The organism is Sphingomonas sp. CFBP 13733 (assembly GCF_014841795.1).
Taxonomy (GTDB): Bacteria; Pseudomonadota; Alphaproteobacteria; order Sphingomonadales; family Sphingomonadaceae; genus Sphingomonas; species Sphingomonas aerolata.
Map to the genome: position 1 here is coordinate 41,475 of NZ_JACYUP010000011.1, position 12,368 is coordinate 53,842.

The 12,368-nt window shown below is 60.2% G+C and carries 12 protein-coding genes; 5 read left to right on the forward strand and 7 right to left on the reverse strand.

The features are described 5' to 3' along the window. Positions 1-5 precede the first annotated feature (5 nt). From IFT71_RS19720 to IFT71_RS19735, 4 genes are all read right to left on the reverse strand, one after another. A complete protein-coding gene (locus IFT71_RS19720; protein ID WP_192071796.1) occupies positions 6-332 on the reverse strand; it encodes a YnfA family protein in 327 nt (108 codons plus the stop codon). 133 nt (positions 333-465) lie between these two features. Next, positions 466-1,227 carry a hypothetical protein gene (locus IFT71_RS19725; protein WP_192143100.1) on the reverse strand — a complete coding sequence of 254 codons (762 nt, stop codon included), beginning with the start codon at positions 1,225-1,227 and terminating at the stop codon, positions 466-468. Positions 1,228-1,330: 103 nt separating this feature from the next. Further along, positions 1,331-2,224 carry an MBL fold metallo-hydrolase gene (locus IFT71_RS19730; protein ID WP_192143102.1) on the reverse strand — a complete coding sequence of 298 codons (894 nt, stop codon included), beginning with the start codon at positions 2,222-2,224 and terminating at the stop codon, positions 1,331-1,333. A 14-nt stretch (positions 2,225-2,238) separates the two neighbouring features. After that, on the reverse strand, positions 2,239-2,787 hold the full coding sequence (locus tag IFT71_RS19735) for an isochorismatase family protein (protein WP_192003458.1): 549 nt from the start codon (positions 2,785-2,787) through the stop codon (positions 2,239-2,241). Positions 2,788-2,839: 52 nt separating this feature from the next. Between IFT71_RS19735 and IFT71_RS19740 the strand changes: the two genes are divergently transcribed. From IFT71_RS19740 to IFT71_RS19750, 3 genes are all read left to right on the forward strand, one after another. Beyond that, positions 2,840-3,850: a GlxA family transcriptional regulator gene (locus tag IFT71_RS19740; protein ID WP_244651716.1), complete on the forward strand. Its 1,011-nt coding sequence runs from the start codon at positions 2,840-2,842 to the stop codon at positions 3,848-3,850. A 289-nt stretch (positions 3,851-4,139) separates the two neighbouring features. Continuing rightward, a protein-coding gene (locus IFT71_RS19745; protein WP_192143104.1) for an IS5 family transposase occupies positions 4,140-4,897 on the forward strand; the annotation gives its coding sequence in 2 pieces (ribosomal slippage) (positions 4,140-4,461 and positions 4,461-4,897; 759 coding nt in all). 299 nt (positions 4,898-5,196) lie between these two features. Then, on the forward strand, positions 5,197-5,703 hold the full coding sequence (locus tag IFT71_RS19750; RefSeq protein ID WP_192071799.1) for a MucR family transcriptional regulator: 507 nt from the start codon (positions 5,197-5,199) through the stop codon (positions 5,701-5,703). Positions 5,704-5,772: 69 nt separating this feature from the next. Here IFT71_RS19750 and IFT71_RS19755 read toward each other — a convergent pair whose 3' ends face one another. Beyond that, entirely contained in the window at positions 5,773-6,351 is a 579-nt protein-coding gene (locus IFT71_RS19755) for a recombinase family protein (protein WP_192071808.1), read from the reverse strand. Positions 6,352-6,502: 151 nt separating this feature from the next. Here IFT71_RS19755 and IFT71_RS19760 point away from each other — a divergent pair, with 151 nt between their 5' ends. After that, on the forward strand, positions 6,503-7,459 hold the full coding sequence (locus tag IFT71_RS19760) for a hypothetical protein (protein WP_192143106.1): 957 nt from the start codon (positions 6,503-6,505) through the stop codon (positions 7,457-7,459). A 58-nt stretch (positions 7,460-7,517) separates the two neighbouring features. Here the strand turns inward: IFT71_RS19760 and IFT71_RS19765 are convergent, their stop codons facing one another. Further along, complete coding sequence (locus IFT71_RS19765) at positions 7,518-8,144, reverse strand: recombinase family protein (protein WP_192143108.1); 627 nt, start codon at positions 8,142-8,144, stop codon at positions 7,518-7,520. Between the two features lie 129 nt (positions 8,145-8,273). On the opposite strand from IFT71_RS19765, the gene IFT71_RS19770 reads away from it, so the two are divergent. Further along, on the forward strand, positions 8,274-11,243 hold the full coding sequence (locus IFT71_RS19770) for a Tn3 family transposase (protein ID WP_192143110.1): 2,970 nt from the start codon (positions 8,274-8,276) through the stop codon (positions 11,241-11,243). A gap of 313 nt (positions 11,244-11,556) precedes the next feature. On the opposite strand, the gene IFT71_RS19775 is transcribed toward IFT71_RS19770, so the two are convergent. After that, positions 11,557-12,039, reverse strand: coding sequence for a hypothetical protein (locus IFT71_RS19775; RefSeq protein ID WP_192143112.1), 483 nt, complete (start codon positions 12,037-12,039; stop codon positions 11,557-11,559). Positions 12,040-12,368: the final 329 nt, after the last annotated feature.

Here is a 12,368-nt window from a genome sequence, read left to right on the forward strand (position 1 = left end):
GACCGCTAAGCGCGGTGGGGTCCAAAGAAGATTACGCCGGTACCTAGAATGCAGAGTGCCGTGCCAACCAAATCCCAGCGGTCAGGCCTGACACCTTCCGCTCCCCAGAGCCATAAAACTGCAAAGGTGATGTAGATGCCGCCATAGGCGGCATAGGAACGTCCCGCAGCAGCGCTATCAACGCGGGTCAGAAGATAGGCAAAAATCACCAACGAGAGGCAGCCGGGAATAAGCCAGAACGGTGACTTCGACATGCGAAGCCACGCCCAAAAGGCGAAGCAACCGGCAATTTCCGCGATAGCTGCACCGCCGTAGATAAAGATCGAGAGCATTTTTAAAGCCTAGCAACCCGGCGCGATGATGTCAGTAAGGTTTTCATGCTTTACTAATCATCTAATCCAATGGGGGAGCTGAACCGGGAATAAAGCCTTTTTAAAGATCTTCTTAAGAATTATAAAGTGTCGGCTACTCTATATCACTGCGAGGTTCGTCACGCTGAAAATTGGGTATTAGAACCATTCCGGAGTTTCCGGTTTTAGTATTGATGGCGCTGACGTAAATCTGCGTCGGGGTGGACGATGGTACGTCGATTGAGCCGGTGAATACGCCGGGAGATTCCGTAAACGGCAGCGATGTTGTCACCAGTTTCTTGCCGGCCGACCAGACGGATGCTGTTACCACATACTCCGATGCATCCCATTCTCCCCCCGGGGTGATTGGGCATCCGCACATCAACTCGACCTTAGCTTGAACCACCACGGCACTGCCGCTGCGCATTGCGGTCGGGGTAATCGCCAGCCCAGGCAGTTCGACCATCCAGCCATTGCCGATATCGATTGCCTGGCCTGGCACCATCCATCGTTGAGACTTTACCTGGAGGAGCGACCCAAGCCGCCCAAGTGGTCCAGCCACCTCGAGATCGACTAGAGTTGGCTCTGCAATGTCGACAATCGTATCAAAGGTTGCCGCGCCGTCGGTTTGCAACAGTGGAGAGCGACCGGTCGCTCGCATGATCCGGTCGGTGTTCCCGGTGCCGCCCTTCGTAATGCCTTGAGCCAGCGTTTTACCGGACTTGGCGTCGCGGAGGGTGATGCGCGCACCGCCAGTATGATCGCCGACAAACTTGCCGTCCTGACTCAATACCCGAACCACCACACGGGTAGGCTCAGCGTACGCGGGAGTAGCGACTGCCATCCCAAAAGCTGATACGAAAAGCCCGATTTTCATCCCCATCTCCTTGCTGACATCAAGGACTAATCCGCTAGCCGCATGTCAAGCCGTTGCTGACGCCGTGGGGCAGCATCACCGTTGTTGGCCCACGGCGCCTTGCTTAGATCGAAATATTCTCGCCGTCGGCGGGGATAAGTAGCCGCTGAGCGAAGCCTTCCTTTTTAGCAAAGGCTGCGAGATCGGCCCGACTAAGGACACAGTGATTGATTGCTTCCATATGCGTCGCGACGAGCTGAGCGGTCGGTGCCGCGCGATGGACGGATGATACCCCTTGTGGACCCATCAGTATCGGCCCCAGATCAACCCATTGGGCATACCCCGCGTTGAGGACGATGACGTCGGGTTTGTAAGTCTCGACCGCCTGCGCCACGGCTGCATCCCAAATAGTGTCCCCCACGACGTAAACCGACTTATGCGATTGGTGACGAAAGACAACGCCGCTGACGGGATCGAGCGTTGGCACTGCGCGCAACACAGCGTCTCCGCCATGATGCCCACCTGTCCGGGCAAGTTGAACACCCTTGAAGCGCGTATCCGTCGTCATAATCCGCACATCAGAAAAGCCCTGCCCCCGAATGGTGGCAGCGTCCGTTGCGTTCTGAACGAAGATTGGCATCGCCTTCGGCAGTGCCTTCTGCGCGGCGTCGTCCCAGTGGTCGATATGCGTATGGGTAACTATAACAGCGTCGGCATCGACAAGGTCTGCAACTGCAACTGGCAAAGGAACGAGCGGATTGCGCAGATGGCTCATCGCTGAACCAGGGAAGCCCGGATAGGCCCCTGGATCCGCAAACATGGGATCAACCAGGAACCGCACCCCGGCATAGTTGACGCGAATTGTCGCGTTCCGGATCTGGACTATCGAGTTCCCGGTGCTTGGCGCAGGCAACGGCGCTGCCTTGAGCGAAGGGGCAACGCTGAGGGTAACGGCAGCGGCACCACCGGCTGCCAGAAGCTGGCGGCGAGAGAGGCCGGACAGAGTTTCCGATGTCATAGTAATGCTCCAGCTCAGGCAGGAAGGAAGTCGGCGGTGGAGACTACCTGACCGTAGGCAAAGGCGAGTGCGGCCATGAAGGCGGCATGAACATGGTCCGCAGGGACCTCGACGCCGTTGATCGACAAGGCGCGCGTGGCACAGGCATCATCAATGACGGTCACGGCATAACCGAAGTCGAACGCTGCGCGAGCCGTCGCATCGATGCACATGTGGCTCATCGCGCCGACGATGATCACCTCCTGCACGCTCGCGTCATCGAGCAGCGCCTTCAGCCCCGTGTCGCGAAAGGCGTTGGGGTAGTGCTTGGTGAGCGTTGTTTCACCATCGACGGGCGCTACTGCCGCGATGATTTCGGTGCCGCTCGTACCGATCGCAAAAGGTACCGCGTCCAAATTCGGTGTCTCGTGACGAATGTGAACGATCATTTCCTCGCCGTCACGCGCGGCGGTAAGGACACGCTTCGCATTCGCGACGGCTTGATCCAGATTCTCCAGCGGCAGCTTACCACTGGCTTCATATTCGTTCTGCAGATCGACTACGATCAGGGCTCGTTTGGCCACAACATTGCTCCCGTTGAGTATGGAGCCTGTCTAACAGGATGATCAGGCCTATATGAGTGGCGACAGCGACAAAAACCGGGTTAGAAATGACATGATGGAAATTGCTCTCCTTGCCTATCGTGGAGCCCAGCAAGCAGCGATTTTGGGCATGACGGATCTCCTGATTGCCGCCGATCGCATTGCCGCTGCGTTGCCGGCGCAAGCGCACAGATCCAGGCTAGTGGTCAGTCACTGGGCTGCAGCGAAGGCAACGGGCCGGTTGGAGCGCGTTTATTCCTCGGCGTCATGTAGCACTGATCCATCGATGTGCATTTTGCCACCGGCGTTGGATGGCCCGCATGATGACAGGGATCCAGATATAAAGAGCTGGTTGCTCGAACGGCACGCCGAGGGCGCCGTGCTGGCCTCCATCTGCTCAGGTGCATTCGTGCTTGGCGATACCGGCTTGTTTGACAACCGAACCGTCACGACGCACTGGACCTACGAAGATCGCTTTCGAAGCCGCTTCCCTTTGGCGCGGGTCGAAACCGACCGGATCGTCATCGACGATGGTGACATCATCACGGCCGGGGGCGTCATGGCCTGGACCGATCTTTGCTTGACGATCATCGCGCGGTTCATGGGAGATGCCGTGATGATAGAAGTGGCCCGTGGCTTCCTCATTGATCCGCCCGGACGCGAGCAGAGCTATTACAGCGGCTTCAGTCCCCACGTTGGCCACAAGGATGAAGCCATACTGAAGGTACAGGAATTTTTAGAGGATAGTGAGGGCAAAACCGTCGACGTGGCAACGCTTGCAGCTCAAGCCAGCCTTGAGGAAAGAACACTTCTACGCCGCTTTCAAAAAGCGACCGGCTATACCACGACCGAATACTGGCAACGCCTGCGAGTATCGAACGCCAAGACAAAGCTGCGGGGTACGAGGCTTGCTATCGACCAAATCGGCTGGGATGTGGGCTACACCGACCCTAGTGCCTTTCGTAAAGTATTCCATCGCATTGTCGGCTTATCTCCTTCCGATTATCGGCGACGGTTCGCTACGGCGCTCAAGACTGTAGCCTGACATTGGCTATCATCGCCAACCTAGGCGATTCCCGAAATACCATCACTTTTAAGAAACGCGGCAGTCCCGCAATGGCGGCTATGCCACCCGCCTCCCCGAAGACTGTCGTTCCGGTTCCCTTTCCATCAGCGTCGCTCAGCGGTCAGATTGTGAGGAAAACCCGGACGTAATCAGGACTTTGCGACAAACTGGTGCTTTGGGTCTCCCGCGCGGCCTTGCCGGTGCTTAGGGTCAGGACCCATTGATGTGAGAGGCGCAATCTGATTCAGGCTCCGTGAGGAGAGCGTGGATGAGCGACCTGTACTGGCTGACGGATGAGCAGATGGCGCGTCTGCAACCGTTCTTTCCCAAGAGCCATGGCAAGCCTCGGGTCGATGATCGGCGGGTGCTCAGTGGCATCGTTTTCGTCAATCGCAACGGGCTACGCTGGTGTGATGCGCCGAAGGACTATGGGCCGCACAAGACGCTCTACAATCACTGGAAGCGGTGGGGCGAGAGGGGTGTCTTCTTGCGCATGATGGAGGGGCTCGCGGCAGCGGAAGCCGTACCGAAAACGGTCATGATCGACGCGACCTACCTGAAGGCACACCGCACGGCATCGAGTCTGCGGGTAAAAAAGGGGGTCTCGGCCGCCTGATCGGCCGCACGAAGGGCGGCATGAACACCAAACTGCACGCCGTCAGCGATGCGGATGGGCGGCCCTTGAGCTTCTTCATGACCGCCGGGCAGGTCAGCGACTACACCGGCGCGGCAGCCTTGCTCGACGATCTGCCGAAAGCGCAGTGGCTGCTTGGCGACCGTGGTTATGACGCCGATTGGTTCAGGGACGCCCTGGAAGCCAAGGGCATCCAGCCCTGCATCCCGGGCCGCAGATCGCGCAACGAGCCGGTCAGATACGACAAGCGCCGCTACCGGCGCCGCAGCCGCATCGAGATCATGTTCGGCCGTCTGAAGGATTGGCGTCGCGTCGCCACTCGCTACGACCGCTGCCCAACCGTCTTCTTCTCTGCCGTCGCGCTCGCGGCCACCGTCATCTTCTGGCTATGACCAATGAGTCCTGACCCTAGGCCCCGCGACGGATACGACTAGAGTGTCAACCGCTTCGCGCATGAGAGCTTGATCAATCATATTCAATTAAAAGTTTGAGGCAGACCCGGCAAGGTTCAAACGGTCGCTGGCGTCGGCGTCTGCAAAGGAGCAAATTTGCCAACGTCTCGGATGGTATTTGGGAAAGCGTATTCTCGGGTTCAGTTGATGTGTCGATATCAAACAGATGGTCGAGCGCGACCTGAGATTGCTAGCGAGCAATAAAGTACCTAGATGCGCGTCCAGAAATGGAGACTTCTATGTCCGACACTACCCTCGACCTGAACCCCGTTGAACTCGCCACGGAATTGACAATCGCTTGGTTGGCCAATCCTAACACGCGTACCAACGCTGACGACGTTCCGGCCTTCCTGAACAAAATGTACGAAACTGTTTCGGTGCTGGTTGGCGGACACGCGACGGCTGCTGAGCCCGAAGCATCTGCTCAAGAGTACACCCCGGCAGTGACGGCGCGTAAGTCGCTTGCCAGCCCCGATCACATCATCAGCATGATCGATGGCAAGCCCTACAAGACGCTGCGCCGCCACCTCGCGACTAACGGCATGACGCCTGTGGAGTATCGCGAGCGTTATGGCCTGAAGGTCGATTACCCCATGGTCGCTCCTACCTATTCGGAAGCACGTCGCACGATGGCCAAGAGCATTGGGCTCGGTCGCAAGCCTGGCCAGACGAATGTAGCCAAGGCAGACGCAAAGCCCGCTTCGGCTCCGCGCAAGCGGAAGGCCGAAGAAGCAGCAGCGGAATAATCTAGAGGCTGGCTTCCTAGGAAACTGGGAGCCAGCCATTCATCGTGCGTGTAGATCGGCTGCATGCTTCTAAGCGACATTCTGTTCCGCGCTAATTGCCTCTTGTTCTGGTGCCGGCAAATGGCGGTATAGCGTCGCGAGCGAGACGCCGATGGTTGGAGCTATTTCGCGAGCAGTCATTCCAGAGGACAAAAGTTTCCGCGCGGCCTCGATGCGTTTGGGTGTCATTACTGTCTTCCGGCCACCTACCCTGCCCTCACGCCGAGCGACGATCAACGCAGCCGTCGTACGCTCACGTACCAAGTCACGCTCCATCTCGGCCATCGCCGCCATGATATGAAAAACGAGTTTCCCAGCTGTGCCTGCGGTATCGATCCCGTCTGTAATCGATCTTAGCCCGATCCCCCTCGCCGCCAGATCGGCCGAGAGATCGATCAGCCCCTTTATGGTACGGCCGAGCCGGTCGAGCTTCCACACAACGAGTATGTCGCCGGTGCGTGCATGGGAGAGAGCGTCGGCCAACCCGGCGCGATCGGCTTTTGCCCCGCTTGCCTTATCTGAAAAGGTTCGTTCGCACCCGGCGCTGTGCAGTGCTTCGAGTTGGGGTCCGGTGAGAAAGTAGCCGAAAACGTACGCTAAGCCGAACAGCTCGTCTGACCAGGCGCGGTAGATTGTCGAAATCCTCGTCTTGCTATTATGATCCGTGGGCGGACGGTCTGCTGCCGAGCATGTTTCTGTCTGAGGGGGAGCATAGCTGCTCAACCTCGAGGCAGGGGAGCCATCATTTCGAGGTGTATGGATGAGATTTTTTCGTCGGATTCTTGCCGCCTTACCAGCTGCGCTGCTGCTATCTGGTGCTGCGCTGGCTCAGTCCTCGGAAGAAAGGTTGGTGCATCAACGCATGGCTGCGTCCGGCTTCATTCCGCTCGATGAGATGACCTTCGGTGGTCGTGACGTGCGCCGGGTCTTGCCTGTCGATCCCTATGGTATGCTACCGATCCCCGGTATCGAACTCGAACGCCACGCGGATGGGCGCCTGACCCTCCGAGCACAATATCGTGGCTGGAGCGGGCAAGCCTACGACCTGTCGGCAGGCGAATGGGAACAGGTCGCAGGCTTGGAAACCGCGGCCTATGCACCGCCAGCTAAGAGCAGCACACGGTCGAATCCGAATGTCGTGGTACATTGCTGGAGCGGGTTTCTAGAGGCCAGCCCCGACAAAGCGGCAAGTTGGTGGGGTTGCAACGACGGAACACGTCCTGCTCAAGTCTATACCGAAGCCGTGCTCACGCTTGCCATGCGAAAGATGGATTGCGATCCTAGTGACAAGGAAACGCTGTGGCGCTTTTCAGAATGTTTGGCCAGAACGCGCAAAATCGATGACCCGGCGCTTGCGGCAAATTTCACCGAACTTCAATCGCGATGGGAGAAGCAGCGTGAACCGGGTTCGGATATACTCGCTAGGGCGCGCCTTTCTTTGAGAGCAGCACAAGCGAACCGGACGGACAGTCTGGTCGCCACTGCTCGGGATGCAGTGTTCGCCTTTGGGCGTCAGCAGGAGGCCCTCCGGACAATCATTCAGACCAGTTTCTCACCTTTTCGAGCGGCCGAGGAGCGCGGCGGAGGGAGCGCCGTTATTCTGGCCGAGACACGACGGGCGTGGCTCGAGGACGTAAACGCGCAAGACCGGAACTATATTGGTCTCCTTGAGGAGTTGGCACGCGTCCAAGCCGTCGGTTCGAACAGTCAGCGCTGAAATTGACCACCGTGAATGTCGGCTGAGAGGGCGACGACCGCTTCATAGTTTAGCGAAATCACCTCGCACGCATGGCAAGCAGCTTCTCGCCATCGGGTCTGATCTGCCCATTAGGCGTGACGTGACGATAGAGCGTCTGCCGCGTGATCCCGAGTTCGGCGCACAACTCAGCAACCTTCGTCTCGGGCTTACCCATCGCGGCCTGTGCGAGCCGCAGCTCGGCAGGCGTCATCTTGAAGGGGCGCCCGCCGTGACGCCCACGGGCGCGGGCAGAGGCGAGGCCGGCACGGGTACGCTCGACAATCAGCTCTCGTTCGAACTCCGCGAGGCCGGCGAAGATCGCGAAGATCAGCCGACCGTTGGCCGTTGTGGTGTCGATCGATGCGCCCTCGCCCGCCAGCACCTTGAGGCCGATCCCGCGCTTGGTCAGGTCGCCGACCGTGTTGACGAGGTGGCGAAGATCGCGCCCGAGCCGGTCGAGCTTCCAGATGACGAGCGTGTCGTCGCGACGCAGCGCTTTCAGGCAGGCGTCCAGCCCCGGCCGCTTGTCGAGCCGGCCCGATGCCGCATCCTCATAGATATGGTCGGGATCGACCCCCGCTCCGACCAGCGCATCGCGCTGAAGGTCATAGACCTGGCTGCCGTCTGCCTTGGACACCCGCGCGTAACCGATCTGCGTCGTCACATATACGTCCGTCTGCGTGACAGAGCGGCATTGCCCGTCGATCGATCTCTCTAATGTCACATAACCCGTATTGTGGTCTATGCTCCGTGAACAGGGCCGCTTGCCTGTTGCGTGACGAACAGGAAGCCGATGCCCTCCAGGACCATATTGTCGCCCGCGCAGCGTAGCGCGATCTTCGATCCGCCTGCCGATCGGGCAACGATCGAACGACTCTATACGCTCGGCCCCGATGACCTTGGACAGGTGGCGCGGCGCCGGCGCGGACCGAACCGGCTCGGCTATGCGGTGCAGCTCTGCTATCTGCGTCACCCGGGACGGAGCCTGCTGCCGGGTGAGACGGTGCCTGCCGCCATGCTGGCGCTCCTCGCCGACCAGATCGGTTGCCGTATCGACGACTTCGCCGACTATTCCGCGCGAGCGACGACGCTGCGCGAGCATCGTGCCGAGGTCGAAGCGTATCTTGGTCTGCGCTCCTTCAACCGGATCGACGTGAGATCGGTGCTGGCGCTGGGATCGGAGATCGCCACCTCGACCGACCGGGGCGACGCGATCGTCGCAGGCATGGTCGATCGCCTGCGGCTCGACCGGATCGTGCTGCCCGCGGCATCGACGCTGGAACGGCTCGCCCTCATCGTGCGGGCGCAGGCACGCAAGGCTGCGCATGCCGGACTGATCCGCGACTGCTCAAGCGAACAGGAGACAGCGCTCGAACGCCTGATCGCATCCGACGACAAAGGTCGTACCCGGCTCGGATGGATACGCGAATGGCCGGAAGCGCCATCGGCGTCGAACCTGAAGGGGATCGTCGAACGGCTCGACGCGGTGCGCGGCATCGGGATCGCAACCGATCGGGCACGACGTATCCATGCCGCCCGCTATGCCGTCATCGCCCGGACCGCCGGTATCGTCACCGCGCAGCACCTCCGGCGTCTCGAACGTCCGCGCCGGCTCGCGATGCTGGTCGCCTCCATGATCGAGATGGAGGCGGCATTGACCGACGCCGCACTGGTCATGGTCGAGAAGATGGTGGGCGCGCTGTTCCGCCGCGCCGATCGTACCCGGTCCGACCGGCTGCTCGGGCAGGCACGGATGCTGAAAGACACGGCGCGCTTACATGCCCGGCTCGGCCGCCTGCTGGTCGATGCACGCGCGAGCGGACGCGACGCCTTTCGCGTGATCGACGCCAAGGTGGGCTGGGATCAGCTCGAACGCAGCATCCGTTTCGCCGAGGATCTGACGCGCTCGGCCGATGACGGCCTGGGGGAAGTGGTCGAGCGTTATCCCGCCGTGCGGCGGTTTGCCGCGATCTTCCTCGCCGCCTTCACCTTTCGCACGGCGCGGTCAGGTGATCCGCTACTCGGCGCAATCGAGGTGCTGCGGACGATGTACCGCGACGGCCGATCGGTCCTGCCGAAGCGGGCGCCGACAAGCTTCATCAAGCCGCGCTGGCGCAAAATCGTGGAGCCGGCCGAAGGGACGATCGACCGGCGCGCCTATGAGATCGCGGTGATCGTCCACCTGCGCGAGCGACTTGGCTCGGGTAGCGTCTGGGTGGACGGCAGCCGGGCCTATCGCACGCTGGACGATTACCTGCTGCCGGTGCCCGCGTTCGACACGATGCGTACCGATGGCAATTTGCGCTTGGCCGTACCGTCCGGCTTCGCCGAATGGCATGAGGATCGGCGCACGGTGATGACCCGGCGCATGACCGAGGTGGAGCGCGCAGCCGCGACAGGCGAGCTGGTCGACGTGACGATCGAGCGCGGGCAGTTGCTGATCTCGCCGATCCGGCGATCCCCGTCCGAGGATGCCGAGGCGCTGAAGGCCCGGCTCTATGCCATGCTGCCGCGTGTGCGGATCACCAACCTGCTGGTGGAAGTCGCCGCATGGTCGCGCTTTGCCGACCGTTTCGTTCATGCCCGCAGTGGCGAGCCGGCCTCTGACCAGTCCGCGCTGATGGGGGCGATCCTCGCCGATGCGACCAATCTCGGCCTCGGGCGCATGGCGGAAAGCTCGCGTGGGCTGACATTGTCACGCCTGCGCTGGACTGCGGAATGGCATGTGCGCGATGAAACGTACCTGTCGGCGCTGGCGGCGATCGTCGACTGCCACACCGCGCACCCGCTCGCCCAGGTCTGGGGACCGGGCGACACATCGTCCTCGGACGGGCAGTTCTTCCGCGCCGGTGGTCAGGGCGAAGCGCGCGCCGATCGCAACGCCCGCTACGGCACCGAACCCGGCGTGCTGTTCTACACCCACGTCACCGACCGCTTCACGCCGTTCCATACCAAGGTCATCGCCGCCAATGCCGGCGAGGCCGCGCATGTCCTCGACGGCCTGCTCGATCACGAGAGCGAACTGGTGATCCGCGAACATGCGACCGATACCGCCGGGGCGGTCGATCATGTCTTCGGCTTGTGCCATTTGCTCGGCTTCCGCTTCGCGCCGCGCATCCGCGACCTCAACGAACGTCGGCTGTACGGTCTGTCGTCGCTCGATCCCTGGCCGATCTTGCGCCCGCTCGTCGCCGGCCCGGTCAACGTCCGCGCGATTGAGGAGCACTGGGACGAGACACTGCGGCTTGCCGCCTCGATCCGGGCCGGCACCGTCAGCGCCTCGGTCATGCTGCGCAAGCTGGCGGGTTTTCCACGTCAAAACCCGGTCGCTCGCGCATTGCGCGAGATCGGACGGATCGAGCGCACCCTGTTCATGCTCGATTGGTTCGATGATCCCGAGCAGCGACGTCGTACCGGTAGCATCCTCAACAAGGGTGAGGCCCGCAACGCGCTTGCCCGTGCTATCTTCTTCAACCGCCTCGGCGAACTGCGCGACCGCACGTTCGAGAACCAGCGTCATCGTGCCTCCGGGCTGACCCTTCTCACCGCGGCCGTCACCCTTTGGAACACTGTCTATCTCGACCGTGCCGTCCGGCATCTGCGCGGCAGCGGTGTTGACGTGCCCGACGAACTGCTCGCCCATGTCGCACCGCTGGGCTGGGAGCATGTCGGTCTCACCGGCGACTATCTCTGGAGCGAGATCGACAAACCCCGCGAGCGGTTCAGGCCACTACGCCTCCACCAGCAGCGCCAAGATGCTTAGCGTACGTTTTCGACCATCCTCTCACCGGTCCCCAACGAGGCCTTGCGCATCGCGAATAGCGCACTGTGCAGACGCGCTGCCGCAGCTCGCGAGGGCTACAGACGCGGTAACGATCGTGAGAAGTCGTATCATGCTCAAAACATGCGCTTGAAGGGTTAGGATAAACTGAACGAAGGCGGATTGCCTCCAGCCTTCTTGAGCCCGCCGCGCTATTGTCAGGCCTGATGCCAAACTTTTGGTTTTGCATCAGGAACGAAGGTGATGGTAGATTTTGGCGGGCGCCGGTCATTAATAATAAACTATCGAGTGTAAATTATTTACGATATCCCACGACGATCCGAACACCTAGTGCGTCGACGCTGCCTGTTGTTGCAAGTTCAACAATGTGTTCTGCGGGGAACCAATAAGCAGGTATGGCCTTACCATCCTTTATTTTCCGGTCTGCTTTTAGCGCGATATCAATCGCATTTGCAATATCACCAACGGCGGATACATTAGGTACTTTCGCCATAACAGCGCAGATTGGAGTTTCTGCGCCCGACTTATGAAGAATTATAATATTTCCCTTGGATAATAACGGTATCGGCAACCCTACCGACTTTCCAGCCTCGGAAGCTGACACTGCGCCCCATCCATCTTTCTTCAGAATCTCGACATTCACCTGATGACTATCAACCGCCATCAGGCAAGATAGGACGCCCTTTAGGACCTCCGGCGTTTTAGCTGCGGGAAGCGTATCAGCTAACGCTGCGGACGCTGTGAGGCCTAAAATCAAGCATCCATATAAGATTTTCACGGGCACCCTTCACATGACGGCAAGCCGTCTGACTATTACTAACCTGCGCCATTCCATCGATGTCTGGCAATGTGCAGTTTCAGCGTTGCAAATGGGACCCTTTTTGCGACGCAGCTCGTGCCAGCCTCAATTCTGGAGATAGGATCGATTCCAAGACGTCCGCGCCATCTCATTGGGCCCCGTTCCTATTCCGTTTACGGCGGCGAGGAATATGCCGCGGGTCGGGCGGCCCTAGGGTCAGGACCCATTGATGTGAGAAGCGCGATCTGATTCAGGCTCCGTGAGGAGAGCGTGGATGAGCGACCTGTACTGGCTGACGGATGAGCAGA